Source organism: Enterobacteriaceae bacterium ESL0689 (assembly GCA_029433525.1).
GTDB lineage: Bacteria > Pseudomonadota > Gammaproteobacteria > Enterobacterales > Enterobacteriaceae > JAQTIF01.
In genome coordinates, this window is the sequence record JAQTIF010000001.1 from 2007611 (window position 1) to 2026228 (window position 18618).

The following is an 18618-nucleotide window of genomic DNA, read 5'->3' on the forward strand; positions in this document are numbered from 1 at the left end:
GGCGGATAATGTTCACTATCCTGCTCTCTGAGGCAATAACATAGAAATAATTTTTTACAATTGAAGAGGGCAGAATTGTTCATCGATGCACCAGAGATTAATAACCTTTAAACTTTTTTTCAGATTCTTATCAAATTATGATCTTTTACAAACAAAAAAACATAGATTAGATGTTAAAAATTATATTCAATATCAAATATATATGATTATTTTTAACAAAATAAATTAATTGATTTAATTGTTATTAACAATAAGTATACATTTTATTGCCTGAATGATGTCATAGTGAAAAAAAACTTTTTTTGCTTAAAGAATCACCACAAACTTAGCCGGCTAAAAAAACAGAGGTCTGCCTGGGCGGCTATGGATAGACTTTATGTTTGAATTCGCACAAGTCTTCAATCAGACAGGAGCCACAACGCGGTTTTCTGGCAATGCAGGTATAGCGTCCCAGCAGAATCAACCAGTGATGGCAGTTAACCTTAAATTCAGCAGGCACCACTTTCAGAAGCTTCTCTTCCACTTGTTCAACGTTTTTTCCAGGGGCAAACCCTGTGCGGTTGCAAACACGAAAAATATGGGTATCGACCGCGATGGTTGGCCAGCCAAAAGCGGTATTTAACACCACGTTAGCGGTTTTGCGCCCGACACCCGGCAATGCTTCCAGCGCGGCGCGATCTTCCGGCACTTCGCCATTATGGCGTTCGAGGAGAAGCTGACAGGTCTTAATGACGTTTTCTGCTTTGCTGTTATACAAACCAATTGTCCGGATATACGATTTCACCCCTTCGACACCCAGCGCCAGCATCGATTCAGGGGTATTGGCCACCGGCCAGAGCCTGGCGGTGGCTTTATTGACACTGACATCGGTTGCCTGAGCAGAAAGCAGAACCGCTATCAATAATTCAAAGGGTGAAGTGTAATGGAGTTCCGTTGTCGGATGCGGATTGGCATCACGCAGTCGGATCAGTATTTCCAGACGTTTGCTCTTATTCATTGCCGTTTTTTCCTGTCATTTTCGCTGAAACGGAGACGTTGATCTTCGCTTGCTTTGCAGAATGCTGTTTAATTCGTTGATCAATGAGATATTTTATCGCCAGCGTCATGCCAAGACCAATAAACGCTCCCGGTGGTAGCATCGCCAGCAAAAAGGGGGTATCAGTGTGAAAAACTTCAATTCGTAATATCCTGGCCCAGTGACCCAACAGGCTGTCTGCGCCATCGAACAGGGTACCGTTACCGATGATTTCCCGCATCGCTCCCAGAATAAACATAGCACAGGTCGCCCCCAGCCCGGTGGCAAACCCATCCAGTGCGGATAACAAAGGCCCGGTTTTTGAGGCAAAAACTTCTGCACGCCCGATGACAATACAGTTAGTGACAATCAGGGGGATAAAAATGCCCAGCGATTGATATAAACCCAATGCCCAGGCATTCATCAGCATCTGTACCATACTGACAACACAGGCGATGACCATGACGTAAATGGGAATGCGGATCCCCTCTGGCGTCCAGTGACGCAGACAGGAAATCACCAGATTGGTGAGTGTCAGAACTAATGTTGTCGCCAGTCCGAGCCCCAAGGCATTGGTGGCTGTGGAAGTGACGGCAAGCAGGGGACACATGCCTAACAGTTGTACCAGTGCGGAGTTGTTTTTCCACAGTCCCTGACTGATGACCTCTCTGGCTTCAGACATTATTTACGCTCCACAGGTAACAAAATCAGGATGGGGCTGGGATAGTGTTCCGGCGTATAAGCCGGCACGTTTAACGGCATTGACGACGGCACGTGGGGTAATCGTCGCGCCGGTGAATTGATCAAAATCGCCTCCCTCTTTTTTAACCGCCCAGTGCGGGTCAGCGGAGCGATTAACCGTCTTCCCCGCAAACTGGTTTATCCAGTCAGAGCGACGTAATTCAATTTTATCGCCTAGTCCCGGTGTTTCATGATGCTCTGTCACCCGGACACCGAGTATTGTGCCTTTCATATCAGCGGCCACCAGCAGCTGGATAGCACCTGCATAGCCATCAGGTGCCGTTGCTTCCATCACTACGCCAACCGGTATCGTATTATCTCTGGCGATCCAGATCTTATGCTGCCCTTTACCAAGAAGTGGTGTTGTGACCAGATAACAGCTTTTTAAGAGATCATTATTATAAATGTGAGCCGGGATAATCTGGCTGAATAATGCGCGTTGCTGGTTTGCGGCCTGTTGCTGAATCGGTGATTGAGTCAACATATTGACGGCGGCAGTTAAACCAGCGGAACCGGCGGCAAAGAGTGCCAGCGTGATGCCGTATTGGCGTATGTTTTTTAACATTATCGCCGCTCCATGTCGCCACAAAGACGTGGGCGCGTATAGTAATCGATTAACGGAACCGCCATATTCACCAGTAATACCGCGAAGGCCACACCATCAGGATAACCACCAAAGCTACGGATGAGCCAGACCAGTAAACCGGCCAGAACACCGAATATTAAACGTCCTGATCGTGTTGTCGGGGCGGTGACGGGATCGGTCAGAATAAAAAAAGCGCCCAGCATCGTCGCTCCACAAAACAAGTGAAGTTGCGGGGAGGCGAGATGGTGTGGTGAATATAGCCAACCCAGGGTGGCACAGAGCACAAGACTCGCCAGGAAGCTGGCAGGAATATGCCACTGAATCGTTCGCTGCCATAGCAGAAAAAGGCCACCTGCCAGGTATGCCATATTGACCCATTGCCAGCCTTGTGCGGCGAATGCACCATGATAGATCGGGTACTGCATAATCTCTGTTATTTCACGACCGGCATGAAGCGAGGTTTTCAGCGTATCGAGCGGCGTTGCCTGACTGATGCCATCGATTCCCAGGCGTAGCGTATTCATATCGCTACCGGTGACGGAATGGCCGGTGAAAATTATCTGCCAGCTCTCAATAAAGCCGGGGCTGATAGCCGCAATTTCGTGGGGAGGTAACCAGCTGGTCATCTGCAGCGGAAAAGAAATCAGCAGGACAACGTAACCAATCATCGCCGGATTAAACGGATTGTGACCCAGCCCACCATATAATTGCTTGGCAATAATCACAGCAAATGCTGTACCGGAGATGACCATCCACCAGGGGGAGAGAGGGGGAATGCTGATAGCCAGTAATATGCCGGTTAACAGTGCTGAATTATCTGCCAGTGTCGCGCGAATGCTCTTTTTACGCAATTTAAGCATCAGCGCTTCTGTTCCCCAGGCGGTTAGGGCTGCCAGCATGAGTTGTAACACGCTGCCCCAGCCAAAAAACCAGGTTTGAACCGCGATACCAGGCAAAGTAGCAAGGAGAACCAGCCGCATGATATGCGATATCTGGTGCTGATTGTGAAGATAAGGGGCGCTTGCGATTCTGAAAACCATTTAATCCTCATTGATGACTGGCCGGGCAGCTTTCCTGGCCTGAACGCGGGCGATGGCTTCGGCAACCGCGGCTTTTCGATTCCCGTCACAAGGGGCAGGAGAATTGACAGATTGTTGCGCTGCTTTTCGTGCCTTTGCCCGGGCAATGGCCGCATCGACGGCCGCTTTGCGTGGATCAACGACTTCCTGAGTCGCTGGGCGAAGATCGGCGGAGGATGCAGTGGGTATCACAGCGTCTGTCATAGTGTGACGATTATCGACAGGAATAGCATTCTGAATCACTCCGGACTGGGCCGCAGCCTGCTGTTTTTGACGAATACGCTTCAGTGCAGCCTGAATGGCATCCTGATCTTTGACCGTGGGTTGTATGACAGATTGCTTATGGCGTTCAGCCCGGGCATGTTTATCCCGCGCCAGACGAGCCTGGCGAGCCTCAAAACGGGCTCTCGCTTCTGTTGCTCGTTGTTGTTCAGTGCGAATTGCTGCAATTTCAGCTTTTGCCTGGCGAAAATATTGCACCAGCGGGATATGGCCAGGACAAACCCAGGCACAGGCACCACACTCAATACAGTCCGCCAGATGATAGCTTATCGCCTTATCATATTGTTGACCCTGACTGAACCAGTATAACTGTTGTGGCAGTAAACTGGCCGGGCAGACATCAGCACAGGCACTACAGCGAATACAGCCCTGCTGTTTTTCAGCTGGCGCCATTTCATGTGCTGAAGGTGCCAGCAGGCAGTTAGTGACTTTGGTGACTGGAATATCAGTAGAAGGCAGGGTGAACCCCATCAGCGGCCCCCCCATAATCACCATTTGCCCGCTTGTCGGACAAAAACCGGCTTCTTTCAGCAGATGCTCCACTGGCGTCCCCAGTCGTGCCCAGACATTTCCGGGTCGCGTTATTGCTTCACCGGTTAATGTCACGACACGCTCAGTCAGCGGTTCGCCATCGATAATCGCGCGCTTTATCGCATAAGCGGTGCCGACATTGTGCATCAGAACACCAATATCGGAAGAGCGACCGCCATGTGGGACCTTTTTACCGGTGAGTATTTGAGTGAGCTGTCTCGCACCACCGGAAGGATATTTTGTCGGAATGATCCGTAGCTCGATACCGTCGACCTGACTGGGCACTGCCTGCAACATAGCGATGGCCTGTGGTTTATTATCCTCAATCCCAATCAGCACCTGTTGTGGTTGTAAAATATGAGCAAGAATGCGAACGCCGTCAATAACCTGCGCCGCGCAATCCCGCATCAAACGATCATCTGCCGTAATATAAGGTTCGCACTCGGCGGCATTAATGATTAATGTTGTGATTTTATCACCGCCAGCGCGCAATTTACCTGCACTCGGAAATCCGGCTCCCCCCAGCCCGGCGATGCCAAACTGATGGATACGTTCGATAAGCGTTTCGCGACTTTTAGTATCATAATCATGCCACTCGTCACGTTCGATCCAGTTATCTTCACCATCCGCTTCCATGATAACGCATAATTCCGCCAGTGCAGAAGGGTGCATACTGGTGCGTGGCTCAATGGCGCTGATAATCCCGGATGTTGGCGCATGAACCGGCAACATCTTCCCCCAGCCAAGGGTGAGCGGCTGACCACGTAATACATGATCGCCCGGATGGACACAGACTTCACCCTCCGTCCCCCTGTGTTGCTTTAAGGGGATAACAAAATGCTGCGGTAGTGAGGCATGACGCAATGGTGTACCGTTAGACTGGCTTTTCATGTCGGGTGGATGAATGCCACCTTTGAAATCATGGATTTCAGCTTTTTTTCTGGCAGCAGAAAATCGTTTAAACATGGTGTTTCACCGCCATCTGATGGCGTGGAACCGTACCCAGATCCCACTTCCAGGTAGCCGGTGTCACTGCAACTGGAACCAGCGTGATACACTGCGTTGGGCAGGGAGCAATGCAAAGCTGACAGCCGGTACAGAGATCATGCATTACCGTATGCATGACATGTGGAGCACCGATAATGGCATCAACAGGGCAAGCCTGGAGGCATTTTGCGCAGCCGATACAGTGATATTCATCAATCCGTGCCAGTACCGGTTCTGGTAATGCTTCATGATGATTGTCCTCATATAGCGGAGGGAGGTTTAATAAGTCAGCGATTTTTAGCATTACCGCTTCCCCGCCTGGCGTACAACAGTTGATCTTCTCCCCCTGATGACTGATAGCTTCCGCATAGGGCCGACAGCCCGGATAGCCACACTGCCCACATTGACTTTGCGGAAGAAGTTTATCAATGTTTTCAACAACAGGATCCTCTGTCACCGCAAAACGACGGGAAGCATATCCCAGCAACAAACCAAAAATTAAACCAGGCAAGCTCATGGCGAAGATAGCTATCCAGATAGTACTCATTTTTACAATTTTACCAGACCATTAAAACCCATAAATGCCAGCGACATTAAGCTTGCAGTGATTAGCGAAATAGCGTTACCGCGAAAGGGGGCGGGAATATCTGCGGCAGCCAGGCGTTCACGCATCGCTGCGAACAGAACCATGACCAGCGAGAAACCGAGTGCTGCGGAAAAGCCATATAGCGTCGACTGCAAAAAATTATGTCCGAGATTAACATTTAAAATTGTGACACCGAGTACCGCACAGTTAGTGGTGATCAAGGGTAAAAAGATACCTAACAGACGATACAGCATCGGGCTGGTTTTATGCACGATCATCTCAGTCAACTGCACCACGACCGCGATGACCATAATAAAGGCCAGTGTACGTAAATAGGCCAGATTTAACGGTATCAGCAGCCAGTTATCAATCACCCAGGCGCAGACAGAACCTGCTGTCATGACAAACGTGGTGGCTAATCCCATGCCGATAGCCGTTTCCAGTTTTTTAGAAACGCCCATAAACGGGCACAAACCAAGAAACTTCACCAGCACGAAGTTATTAACAAAGATGGTTCCAATAAAAAGTAGTAAATAATCAGTCATCATCCGCCCTGAAACAGAAAAAACAGTTAGCGCCTGATCCATAAGGATTGACCTGCTACATTGCTGATGGATCATGTCCATTGACATACACACTGAGTTTTCTCTGTGTTATCAGCATCCAGACGCGCTTTGTGCCGGCAATGTTTGATGGGACAGGCACTTATTTCCATTATACTGCAAATGACGAGGATGTTAGCTTTCCTTGTTTCTCCGATCACTGAGATATGCTGGTTCCCGAAAAGAGGTTGAAATCCCCACCTGACTGCGAGCCAGAATATTATCAAATAAATGAATATTGATAACAATAGATTAACAGTAAGATTATTTTTCAACCTCTGCCGGGATAAATCGCTTTCACTGATGATACTGTCGGGAGAGTATACAACGCTTTCATAACCGCCTTTTTTCCGCTCAGTCTTGATTTGTCGGTCATAACGAGCAGATCGGAGGCTGAATGATGAAGATATATTTAATACATACAGCGTACTCAGAGCTTGGTCCATCAGGCCATTTTACTTGTTATTCTGGCTCTGAGCTATACTCGAAATCCTTACGTACAACCTGTACCCTGCGGTTTCTCCACGCTGTCGGTGTTCAGACTGGTTGAGCGCTATCAGTATGGCTACGGAGAGCAGTAGAGTGATATACATGAGCAACATACTGAAGACGGGTACGATAGTTAATAGTGCAATTCAGGAATAATATAATAGATAGCCAGTTAGCCTGGGTAATATAGTGTACTGATAATATTCTTCACCACTGAAAAAAACCGATCGTCAGGTATAGCTCTCTGGCGCTATTATAGCTGTCGTGAATATGAACTCGCCCTCCATAGTGCTGGTATCATCAATCAGGAATCGACAAATAAGGTACCGCATATACGAGAGATAGCGTAGCATAAGTGCTGATAAGGCTTATTTTACATAGCGCCAGGCGGCTTTAGGCACCTGGCCAATATCGAATAACTTCCCACCGCAAGCCAGTTCTGCCCGGCGATGATCAGCAGCGCGATACATATTAACAATTTCTGTGCTATCAATCAGGGAGTCGTTAAGATAATCAAAAACTTTCTCGAGATTATCAGGAGAGCTAATTTTGCGAAATTTTAATAAATAATCCTGAACAGTCATTTGTGTTTCCATTTTTTATACCTGAAATAACACGGGTATGCTTTGGCTGGCATATCGGTCTTGTTCTCTCGAACCACGATGGGATTGAATCTTAAAGGCATCACCCTGGTTCAGTCATATTATCTTGATACAATTGGAACTGCTTAGTATGTGAATAGTTCAATGTCGATTAACCTTTCTGTTGGTCTGAATGTAACATGCTTGATCAGATAAATTCATTTCACTAATGAATTTATGCTACCCGATACAATTAATAATAGCTAAAACAGAAGTTCGATAATATAGTTGGAAGAGTAACGCTATTTGCTTAAACTGGCAATGCCCTTCTAAGAGAAAAATATCATTACTGGAACCAATCTCAGAGTCTGACAGGTCTGAAATAAGACAATTCACCTAACATCAGCGTATCAAAAATAGTTCATTATTAGTGCATGGCGCTTTAGTGTGACCGAGTCAATGATGACATTATTGACTCATTCAGCCATGCGATTAAAAATATGCAATATTGTTTTTACATTAAAAAATGAATGTGATCGATATGATATGAAAAGGTCAAATATTATAAACATACATGTTCTTGTTCATATAAGAGCATATATCTTTACCATTACTGTAATGTTATTTAAATTATACAGTTACTTGTTTTTAATAGTCTTATTGAATAACAATTACAGATAAGTTATAAGTGAAAAGAAGAACACATTGGAATGCCGTCGGAACGGCATTCTGCCAGTTAATGAAGCCCTAGGCGGATGAGTTCCACAGGTTCAAATTTACCTTCATGACCTTCTATTTCGACGGTTTTGCTGCGACGTAATTGTGCTGCAGTTAGTCCGTCACTATGTATGGCAATGATTCGGCCTGTTCCGCCGGTACCATTAATCATCACCTGGCTACCATTGGTAATGGGATTGCGGTTGCGATCATAAGTGATTATCATACTCCCTCCTTTTTGTGGTGGTATAGTGGAAACTTAGCTGGCAATGCCAGTCAGCGACCAGTAACGAGCGCAGTATAATTACACCTTTCTCACAGATTTTTTTTGTTTTTGATCAATGTCAGACTTTTTAGCTGGTTTCACAGGGACACAGATGTGGCCGGAGGTTGTCTGTTAATTTTTAATCAGATAACTGAAGCGATATTGCGCCGAACAGTGCCAGTAACGCCGGGGGGAATGGACGCTATTATAAAAATAAGGCTTATTCTTTATCGGGTCATAGAATATATGTTTGCTGGTATCCACAGAAGAAAGCGAATTGTTTTCGCACACTCTTCACGGAATGTGCGAAAACAGGCAGATTATGACCAGTGTGTTCGTAAGGCGGCAATTAACCCATCAATACCTTTTTCCAGCTTCACACGAGGACAACCTGCGTTCAGACGCACAAAACCCGCGCCTTCTTCGCCATAGGTATAGCCGGGCATAATAGCGATTTTCTGCTCTTCAATAAGATTTTTCTGTAGTGCATGATCATTAACGCGCAATGGACGCAAATCGATCCACGCCAGATACGTCGCTTGTGGGGGTTGCCAGTTCAGTTGCGGAAAGGCGTGGTTAAGTCTGTCAGCAATATAACGCATATTATCTTCTAAATAGAGTCGCAAGGCATCAAGCCAGGGAGCCCCTTTACGGTAAGCGGCAATATGGGCGACCAGTGCGGGTACCGAAGGTGAAGAGAGCGCATCACGGTTCTTCAACGCCGTCAGATAAGCTTCACGCGCAGTAAGATCATTGATCAGACCATAAGCACCGGTCAGCGCAGAAATATTGAAACTTTTCGACGCTGACGTAAATAATGCCCAGGTACCACGTGCGACATGGCTCCACGGTGTATGCTGATGTGTTCCCCAGACCATATCCATATGAATTTCATCACTGATCACTTTCACGCCATGCTTTTCGCATAAGCGGGACATCGTATCAAGCTCTTCACGACACCATACTTTCCCGGTTGGATTCTGTGGGTTACATAACAGCAAAATAGTATTCTGTGGCTGCGCCAGCACTTGCTCAAGTTTATCCATATCACAATACCATTGCTGATCGCGCTGGATGAGTGGGACAGCCGCAATATGCCGTTGATTGCTGGTAATTGTTTTGTAAAAGGCGTCATACGCGGGGGTATGTATGACAATACCGTCGCCCGCCTTTGACCACTGGCGGATCATTTCTGACACCATATAAATGACCGATGGGCCATAGACGATAGCCTGCGGGTCAATGATGGTATGAAAACGAGTACGATACCAGTACGCAATGGCATCGAGGAAATCATCATTTTTCCAGCGACTATAGCCGAAAACGCCATGTGTCAGACGCTGGCTCATTGCGTCGATAATGCAGGGCGCGGTAGTGAAATCCATGTCAGAGATAGTGAAAGGAAGAAGATCCGGGGCGCCAAATCGGTCGGCAACATAATCCCATTGCGTACACCAGGTGCCATGGCGATCGACAGGTGTTGAAAAATCAAACATCTTAATTTCCTCAAATCTGTCGCTCTCCCCGCAGGGAGAGCATCAGGTTTATTGCTGAACGATATTCATTAATACGGCCATCTCATCTTTCACTGATTGCACCTGAGGACCGATAACGACCTGTAGATTGTGCTGATTCAGTTGTACCACACCAATAGCACGATGGGCTTTCAGTGCAGCGCTATCGACTTTACTCATGTCATGTACTGACAGACGCAAACGGGTAATACAGTTATCAAGAGAGATGATATTCTCCGCACCACCCAGTGCAGCAAGGATTGCCACAACGTCATAACCGGACTTACTGGTATTATTGACGGTGGTTTTCTCAGCCGTCGCGTTGTTTTCAATCTCGCGTCCCGGTGTTTTCAGATTAAAGCGTGTAATGGCGAAGCGGAAAATAGAGTAATACACCGCAAACCAGATCGCAGCAACCAGCGGAACCAGATACCAGCGTGTTGATAAACCATGCAATACGCCAAATACCACGAAGTCGATAAGATTGCCATCCGTGTTACCAATCGTGACCCCCAGCATCGCCATAACGGTAAAACCGAGGCCTGTCAGTAACGCATGAATGACATATAGCACCGGTGCAACAAACAGGAATAAAAATTCCAGCGGTTCAGTGGTGCCACCGATCACACAGGCAATGACTCCGGAAATAATTAATCCCTTAATTTTAGGGCGATTTTCCGGGCGGGCACAGTGATACATCGCCAGTGCTGCGCCAGGCAGACCGCCAAGAAATGCTGGCATTTTTCCTTGTGAAAGAAAGCGGGTTGCGCTTTCTGAAAAACCGTGATTTTGTGGGCAGCTTAATTGCGCCTGAAAAATAGTCAGTGCGCCGCTGACACTATGACCGCACACATCCATGGTACCACCTGCTTCAGTAAAGCGAATCAGCGCGACCAGAATATGATGCAGACCGAAAGGTAACAATAAACGTTCACCCGCGCCGAAAATCATCGGGCCCAGATTACCCGTGCTATTAATGACGTGGCCAAGGGCATTAATGCCGATTGCAAATACTGGCCATATCAGCGGAATAATCAGGCCGAGCAGACCAAGAACAAGGGTGGTAATAATCGGAACAAATCGGGTTCCACCAAAGAAGGCCAGGGCATCGGGCAGGCGGATGCTATGAAAACGTTCATGCAGCATCCAGACAATAATCCCGGCGATCACGGCACCGAGTATCCCGGTATCGATGGATTGAATACCAATAATGTTTTGAATATTATGCGCTTTTAATACAGCAGCATCACTGGTGGGGAGTATTCCCTTCGCAGTAAGCCAGAAGTTAACGGCCAGATTCATAACCGCATAACCAACAAACCCCGCGAAAGCGGCGACGCCTTTATTTTCACGAGCCAGGCCAAGAGGAATAGCAATACAGAACATGACCGGCAGAAAACTAAAAGCAAAGGAACCTATTTTGCTCATCCAGATAAACATGGCCTGTAGCAGTGGAATATCCAGCCACGGCAACAGGGTAAGAACATCATGGCTACTTAAGGAGCTGCCAATCCCCATGATGATCCCACAGAAAGAGAGCAACGCCACCGGCAGCATAAACGTTTTTCCTAACTGCTGGAAAAATTCCCACAGTGTAATTTTGGGTGTTGTTTGAGCAGTCATGTGCACAAATCCTGATATTTGAATGATAGACTGGCTTATATATCATAAAATGATAAAACGTTTTATCATTTTTTAGTGCGATAAATGTCACATAGTCATGTGATGACTATGCCTGTAAAGATAACGAATTGATAAAACGTTTTATCTTCCGCGACAGGGAGGAATAGCAAATTATGACAAATGTAAAAAAAATCACGATCAACGATGTGGCACAAAGGGCAGGTGTTTCAGTCAGTACAGTTTCACTGGTGCTGAGTGGTAAAGGGCGGATATCAACGGCAACCAGTGAACGAGTTAATCAGGCAATTGAGCAACTGGGATTTGTGCGTAACCATCAGGCCGCGTCGTTACGCGGTGGCCAGAGCGGTGTGATTGGCTTGATTGTCAGTGATATATCAAAACAGTTTTACGCCGAGTTCACCATGGGATTAACCGCTGTTCTTGAGTCAGAAGGGAAAATTGTTTTCCTCACCCAGGGGGGGTACGACGGTGAAAAAATATGCCAGCGTTTTGATGCGCTGGTGGCGCAAGGCGTCGATGGCGTGATTATCGCTGGTGCTATCAATAAAGGAACGGAATTGCGTCATCGGGCTGCAGAAATGGGGATCCCGCTGGTGTTTGCATCGCGAGCGAGTTATTTCGATGATGTTGATCTTTTTCGTCCGGATAATATGCAGGCGGCTCAGATGGTGACCGAACATCTTATTCGTCGTGGTCATCAGCGTATCGCCTGGCTGGGCGGGCAAAGTTCATCATTACCGCGCGCAGAACGGGTAGGGGGTTACTGCGCAACATTATTGAAGTATGGTTTGCCATTTCATAGTGAATGGGTCGTGGAGTGTGAATCAGGGCAGAAGCTGGCCGCCGAAGCGATGGTTTCCCTGTTACGCAAGAACCCGACGATTACTGCTGTTTTATGTTACAACAGCGTGATTGCCACCGGTGCCTGGTTTGGTTTGATACGCGCCGGACGGCAAAGTGGTGAAGACAGCGTTGAAAGTTATTTTGAGTCGCGAGTGGCATTGGCGGCATTTGCGGATGTGCCTGAAAATGCCGTGGATAATGTTCCATTGACCTGGGTGACCGCACCGGCAAGAGAAATGGGACATCATCTGGCCAGATATATTCTGCACCGTCGCGAGCAAGGCTCCCCTGCCGCGAGAAGCCATATTATGCCTCCGCGGCTGGTGATACCGAACATGTCCTGAACGCGTTAAACGCTATGATGGCGATTACTGTTCCATAAAGCCAAATATTTCAGCAAAGTCATCAATTGATATTTTGTTGCCATTGAGCGTTACCTGGCCATTAGTGTATTGCAAATGCGAGGTGATGGCGTTGTTATCCATCGTCGTAATATGGAAAGCCTGCCCCATTGCCGCCAGAGCGTCGATCTGTTGTTTAGCCTGTTTTTCGGCATCGGATGGCCGAACACCCTGAATCGTGGCAATCTGAGCCATAAAAGCCGTTGCCATATCGACCGGAATGATCAGTTTACCATCAATGGATTTAATAGCAGAATTCGCGGTATCCATTAATGTTTGTGATCCCGTGCTGTTGTTTTGGGACGGGTCCTGTAATGCCAGAGCGAGTGAGAAAGTGCTTTCTCCCTTAGCATTGCTCCAGCTGAGGGGAGCGATAGCGAGAGAAGGGGAGCCTTTTAGCAACACAGGAACTGTATCGCTCAAAGCGTTTATCAGTGCCTGCCGGTAGAGTTCAGGGTTTTCTGCCACACCAGGCTGTCCCATTATTGACTGTACTTTCTCATTATATACCTGAATGAACTGACTCCATGCCTGACCATCAAGATTTTCCAGTTTGATGGTCAGTTTGCCATTTCCGAGATCCTGATCTTTAATTTTCAGCTTATTAGCGATGTAGTCCATTTGACTATTAATCGCTTTACCGTCGTTAGTCAGCGCGGTTTTTGCCGACATTTCCATCTCTTCCAGCACAGCAAGCTGTTGATCATTGATACTGATGGCCAGGTTATCAATGGTCATATTCTGGGTACCACTGCGCATATCAAAACGACTGGGCAGGCTGGACCCCTCGCTTTTCAGCTTATTGAAGCTCAGTTGTATTTTCTGATTATACTCGTTGAAAGTAGAGAGTTGAGCTGCGTCAAGGTAGCCGCTCAGGTTAATCTCTTTATTATGATGGTCGACGTTGACATCGAACTTACCGCCATTAAAAGTTATTTTGGTATTATTTTCAGCATAATTGAGTGGCTTCAGATCGATGACTGTCTTGCTATTACCACCATAGGCGATACGGGTGTTGGTGACGATGGGGGATTCACCATTAGCGATGGCAAACAATTTTTTATTAGTATCATTATTAGCCAGTGTCGTTTTAACCGAGGCGGCTGCCGGAATGAGATTTCCTGATTTCAGCGAACCTAACGGGAAAGGACCGTGATCAATGACGCCATCAAGTACCAACTTTTCTCCGTCAATAACTGCATTTTTGGCATGACCCGCAATCGGCTGAATGATAAGCTGAAAGTGGCTGCTCAATAGCTCACGCTGATAATTCTGCACGACCAGTTCGATACCTGCATCAGGGGCATCTTTCTGAATCTGTGTGTTGACCTGCTTTATGATATCAGGCATGCTGGCTTCTATTTTTTTCCCGCTATGGCAGGCGCCACCGATTTCTATGATGCCCAGAGCGACGATAATTCCGACTGCGACTAACGATTTCTTCATAAATATGATCCCTGAATAAAACCAGGCGATACAAATCGCCAGGTTATTGTGGCTATGATGGATAAAAGTTTAGCATATATAGATAAAAATTCAGTGAGTTCCCTGCCCATCAGGCTATTTTAGGCCAGGACTGCACATGAAATACGCATTTCTGCTGCGGTTTCCCCGCACTATCTGTGTTCCGACTGACACTGCCAGAGGTCAGGCGCTAAGTTTATTAAACACCCGCGCCAGACGGCCATGACCACTTATCTGCACCGGCGATTCATGACAGGCAATAAACGCCGACTCACCGGGAATAAGCGTTAATTGTTGTTGACCATGGCAGAGATTCGCCTCACCTTCAACACAGAAAAGAATAGCTGCGCTCCCTTGTGTCAGCGTCGCTTTTTGCGCTGATAGCTGATGTAAAGAGAAAGCAAAATCATCCACCGGGATGGGAAAACTCAGTTCAGCACCGTTTTGCTGGGGATGAGTAAGCAGTTCGTCCGTGGGTTTAGCGACAAACGTTACATTAGCAATCAGCTCCGGGATATCAATATGCTTTGTTGTTAAACCAGCACGTAATACATTATCAGAGTTAGCCATAACTTCCAGTGCAACCCCATGCAGGTAAGCATGAGGTGTTTTGGCGCACAGGAACATGGCCTCACCGGGGTTCAGTTTCACCACATTTAACAATAGCGGGGAAAACAACCCGCTGTCAGCGGGATAGAATCTGGCGATAAAACGAATCGTTTGCCAGGGTTCACCCGATTGCTCTCTGATTACTGTTTGCAATACGTTTAGGGCGTGCGTTTTTTCCTCGCCTTGCATATTCAATAAACCGGCGAATAACTGGCTCAGATGAAGGGCATCAGGATGATGAATAAAGGCGCTGATCAGCGGATGCGCAGCGATGACGGGGCGCAGTAGTGTCGCAATCTCGCTAAATTCGCGAAAAGCGTTCATTGCCAGAAATGGCGTTAAGGCAAAAACTAATTCCGGCTTATGATTCGGATCTTTATAGTTGCGTTCAGCCGCGTTGAGCGCAATTCCCGCTGTATTTTCTTTCGCAAAGCCTTTGATGGCAGCCTGCTTATCAGGATGAACCTGAATGGATAATGGCTGTTCAGCACACAATACTTTAAACAGAAAAGGTAGCTCACCAAAACGTTGTGCTGTTTTTTCGCCGAGCAGGGCCGATTTATCGTTATTAATCGCGTCACGCAAAGATTGGAGATGACCATCGGCATTGCGTATGTGTGAACTGCTCTTAGGGTGTGCGCCCATCCATAGCTCAGCCATCGGTTGATTATCAGGGTTGGCAATGCCATACAACTCGGTTAATGCTGTATAACTACCCCAGGCGTAGTTTTGCACTGAGTTAATCAGTTTTTGCATTTTTTGTCCTGCTTACATTCAATGTTAATCAGGCTATTAAATCAGTAATCTGCTAAGAAGCAACTACTGAAGGAAAAAGTCGGACTGGTCGCATTTTTTGTTGAATTTTTGGTGTAAAAATAACTCCCTTGTTTTTAACAGGGAGATAGATTATGCCTGAAACCTAATTTGCTCATCGCCAGTGAGATTACCATGTCGAATAAACCGTTTGTTTACCAGAACCCTTTCCCCTTAGCAAAAGATGATACTGAGTATTATCTTCTCAGCCGTGATTATGTCTCTGTCGCCCAATTTGCGGGCCAGGAAATCCTGAAAGTGGATCCTCAGGCACTCACACTGTTAGCACAACAGGCTTTTCATGATGCGTCATTTCTGCTGCGTCCGGCACATCAGCAACAGGTTGCCACTATCCTCAGCGATCCACAAGCCAGTGAGAATGACAAATATGTTGCTTTGCAATTTCTGCGTAATTCAGAGATAGCGGCTAAAGGTATTTTACCAACTTGTCAGGATACCGGAACGGCCATTATTGTTGGTAAAAAAGGTCAACGGGTATGGACGGGTGGCGGTGATGAGGTTGCGTTGACACGGGGAGTTTATAACACTTATATTCAGGATAATCTGCGTTATTCACAGAATGCGCCCGTGGATATGTATCAGGAGGTCAACACCGGTACCAATCTGCCTGCCCAGATCGATCTCTATGCTACCGATGGTGATGAATACCAGTTTCTCTGTATTGCGAAAGGGGGAGGATCGGCAAATAAAACCTATCTTTACCAGGAAACTAAAGCGCTGATTACGCCAGAAAAACTGAAAAATTATCTGATTAACAAAATGCGCAGCCTGGGCACAGCCGCTTGCCCCCCCTATCATATTGCTTTTGTGATTGGCGGTACCTCGGCGGAGGCGACGCTAAAAACCGTCAAACTGGCCTCGACCAAATATTATGACAGCCTGCCAGAAACGGGGAACGAATATGGACGGGCGTTCCGTGATATTCAGCTGGAACAAGCGTTACTTCAGGCAGCGCAGGAGTCGGGGCCTGGCGCACAGTTTGGCGGGAAATACTTCGCACATGATATTCGCGTTATCCGTCTGCCACGCCACGGTGCCTCCTGTCCGATAGGCATGGGGGTTTCCTGTTCCGCTGACCGGAATATCAAAGCGAAGATTAACCGCGAAGGCATCTGGCTCGAAAAGCTGGAAAGTAATCCGGGCAAATATATTCCACAAAACTTACGTCAGACGGGTGAAGGGGATGCTGTGAAGATAAACCTCAATCAGCCAATGAAACAGATCCTGGCATTGCTGTCGCAGTATCCGGTATCGACCCGATTGTCTCTCAGTGGAACGATTATTGTGGCACGTGATATTGCACACGCCAGGCTAAAAGCATTGCTCGATAATGGCGAGCCACTACCACAATATGTGAAAGATCATCCGATTTACTACGCCGGACCGGCAAAGACGCCGGAAGGATATGCATCCGGTTCATTTGGCCCAACCACGGCTGGCAGGATGGATTCCTATGTCGATCTGTTGCAGTCTCATGGTGCCAGTATGGTCATGCTGGCAAAAGGCAATCGCAGCCAACAGGTCACTGACTCCTGTCATAAGCATGGTGGATTTTATCTTGGCAGTATCGGTGGCCCGGCCGCTATTCTCGCGCAACAGAGCATCAGGCACCTTGAATGTGTGGCGTATCCGGAGTTAGGTATGGAAGCTATCTGGAAAATCGAAGTACAGGACTTTCCGGCATTTATTCTGGTGGATGATAAAGGCAATGACTTTTACCAGCAAATTCAGACAGCACAGTGTGCACAATGTATGAAAGGGTCATCATGATCAGCAGTGAAGTGAACGCTGGAATGCGCCTCTCTGCCTTCTGACAACATGGTGATGGGTGATGAACGAACAGAAAAACACTTTGCGGCGAATCATTGAGGAGCAGGTGAGTATGATTAATCACTCACCAGCCACAGATGTAATCGGGGGATCAATAAACGCAGTGGCTGTGCCTGTGGTTTGTAGCGATAGTGCACATTATCAGCGTTATAGTTCAGTAATTCACCTATATCTGGCACCTCTGCAGCGGAAGCATCAGGAACGAGGGTAATCAATGGGCCTGAACAGGCGTACTGTACCTGCTTTTGTTGACGGGCATACCATACGCGAGCGACCGGTTGTACTTTTACCGGTCGCTTAATCTTGAGTTTTGCCGTGGCGGGTAAAGCGGCAATATCCTGATATTCCTGTTCCAGTTTATTTTGCCACTGCTCGCGTGTCCACGGCGCTACCGTGCGCGGAGATTGCAGACTTTTTTTCAGTTGTTCGAGTATCTGATCGCGGGTGAAATTTTTAATAACGTGTTTATTAGCCCAGCCAAAGCGAATGGTACTGGGATCTGTCAATAACGTCAGGGTACGATAAGCGTTCAGTGTAATGAGCCCGGGAAGGTGGTGATGCACCCATTCAAAGCGCGCAGGGACAGATAAGCCAGAATCCACCGTAATGATTTTTTCGAAAGTCGCTTTCAGATTATTAATATCATTAATTTTTTGCTGGATGATAGCTTGCTCACGGTTATTAGCTTGCAGGCAAATCGCCCCTGGCAGGCGAACGGCCGCTTTACTGCTGCGGTTCTCCGATTGTTGCTGGATAAACAGATGGCAATAGTGACGAAGCGTCAGATCCAGTGCGCTCTGGCCACTATGCTGAATGACATGAATGGTTTCCAGCGGCAGATGTTCCGCTTCTTTACTGATGGCCGGAAGTTCAAACACTCGCGCTGCTAATAAACGACAGGCACGCAGGCTGACCTGTAACGCCTGTAACTCATGTTCCAGTTGACGAAAGGTATTATTCAGTTGGATAGCAAGATCACAGCGATTCATCGTTATCAAATTAGTTACAACATACTTTT

16 protein-coding genes are annotated in these 18618 nt (G+C 47.2%); 2 read left to right on the forward strand and 14 right to left on the reverse strand.

Features of this window, described 5'->3' with window-relative positions; translation table 11 throughout:
- Positions 1-361: 361 nt before the first annotated feature.
- From nth to malX, 11 genes are all read right to left on the reverse strand, one after another.
- Positions 362-997 carry an endonuclease III gene (nth, locus tag PT300_09690; protein MDF7680833.1) on the reverse strand — a complete coding sequence of 212 codons (636 nt, stop codon included), beginning with the start codon at positions 995-997 and terminating at the stop codon, positions 362-364.
- Complete coding sequence (locus tag PT300_09695; GenBank protein ID MDF7680834.1) at positions 990-1697, reverse strand: electron transport complex subunit E; 708 nt, start codon at positions 1695-1697, stop codon at positions 990-992. The genes nth and PT300_09695 overlap by 8 nt, the downstream gene beginning before the upstream one ends.
- A gap of 3 nt (positions 1698-1700) precedes the next feature.
- Positions 1701-2321 (reverse strand): electron transport complex subunit RsxG, encoded by a 621-nt coding sequence (gene rsxG / locus PT300_09700; protein ID MDF7680835.1) that lies wholly within the window; start codon positions 2319-2321, stop codon positions 1701-1703.
- A complete protein-coding gene (gene rsxD, locus PT300_09705; GenBank protein ID MDF7680836.1) occupies positions 2321-3382 on the reverse strand; it encodes an electron transport complex subunit RsxD in 1062 nt (353 codons plus the stop codon). The genes rsxG and rsxD overlap by 1 nt, the downstream gene beginning before the upstream one ends.
- Complete coding sequence (rsxC, locus tag PT300_09710; GenBank protein ID MDF7680837.1) at positions 3383-5200, reverse strand: electron transport complex subunit RsxC; 1818 nt, start codon at positions 5198-5200, stop codon at positions 3383-3385.
- Positions 5193-5768 carry an electron transport complex subunit RsxB gene (gene rsxB, locus PT300_09715; protein ID MDF7680838.1) on the reverse strand — a complete coding sequence of 192 codons (576 nt, stop codon included), beginning with the start codon at positions 5766-5768 and terminating at the stop codon, positions 5193-5195. The genes rsxC and rsxB overlap by 8 nt, the downstream gene beginning before the upstream one ends.
- 2 nt (positions 5769-5770) lie before the next feature.
- Positions 5771-6352 carry an electron transport complex subunit RsxA gene (gene rsxA, locus PT300_09720; protein MDF7680839.1) on the reverse strand — a complete coding sequence of 194 codons (582 nt, stop codon included), beginning with the start codon at positions 6350-6352 and terminating at the stop codon, positions 5771-5773.
- A gap of 914 nt (positions 6353-7266) precedes the next feature.
- Positions 7267-7482 (reverse strand): transcription modulator YdgT, encoded by a 216-nt coding sequence (ydgT, locus tag PT300_09725; GenBank protein MDF7680840.1) that lies wholly within the window; start codon positions 7480-7482, stop codon positions 7267-7269.
- A 733-nt stretch (positions 7483-8215) separates the two neighbouring features.
- Positions 8216-8419: a putative selenium delivery protein YdfZ gene (gene ydfZ, locus PT300_09730; GenBank protein MDF7680841.1), complete on the reverse strand. Its 204-nt coding sequence runs from the start codon at positions 8417-8419 to the stop codon at positions 8216-8218.
- Between the two features lie 362 nt (positions 8420-8781).
- Positions 8782-9957 carry a pyridoxal phosphate-dependent aminotransferase gene (locus tag PT300_09735; protein ID MDF7680842.1) on the reverse strand — a complete coding sequence of 392 codons (1176 nt, stop codon included), beginning with the start codon at positions 9955-9957 and terminating at the stop codon, positions 8782-8784.
- A 48-nt stretch (positions 9958-10005) separates the two neighbouring features.
- Positions 10006-11598: a maltose/glucose-specific PTS transporter subunit IIBC gene (malX, locus tag PT300_09740; GenBank protein ID MDF7680843.1), complete on the reverse strand. Its 1593-nt coding sequence runs from the start codon at positions 11596-11598 to the stop codon at positions 10006-10008.
- A 173-nt stretch (positions 11599-11771) separates the two neighbouring features.
- On the opposite strand from malX, the gene PT300_09745 reads away from it, so the two are divergent.
- Positions 11772-12806 (forward strand): Mal regulon transcriptional regulator MalI, encoded by a 1035-nt coding sequence (locus PT300_09745; GenBank protein MDF7680844.1) that lies wholly within the window; start codon positions 11772-11774, stop codon positions 12804-12806.
- Between the two features lie 24 nt (positions 12807-12830).
- Here the strand turns inward: PT300_09745 and PT300_09750 are convergent, their stop codons facing one another.
- The gene (locus tag PT300_09750; protein MDF7680845.1) at positions 12831-14309 is read right to left on the reverse strand and encodes a YdgA family protein; all 1479 of its coding nucleotides are present in this window, start codon (positions 14307-14309) and stop codon (positions 12831-12833) included.
- Between the two features lie 201 nt (positions 14310-14510).
- Entirely contained in the window at positions 14511-15692 is a 1182-nt protein-coding gene (manA, locus tag PT300_09755) for a mannose-6-phosphate isomerase (protein MDF7680846.1), read from the reverse strand.
- Positions 15693-15884: 192 nt separating this feature from the next.
- On the opposite strand from manA, the gene fumA reads away from it, so the two are divergent.
- Positions 15885-17540, forward strand: coding sequence for a class I fumarate hydratase FumA (gene fumA, locus PT300_09760; protein ID MDF7680847.1), 1656 nt, complete (start codon positions 15885-15887; stop codon positions 17538-17540).
- 116 nt (positions 17541-17656) lie between these two features.
- Here the strand turns inward: fumA and tus are convergent, their stop codons facing one another.
- Entirely contained in the window at positions 17657-18589 is a 933-nt protein-coding gene (tus, locus tag PT300_09765) for a DNA replication terminus site-binding protein (protein ID MDF7680848.1), read from the reverse strand.
- Positions 18590-18618 lie beyond the last annotated feature (29 nt).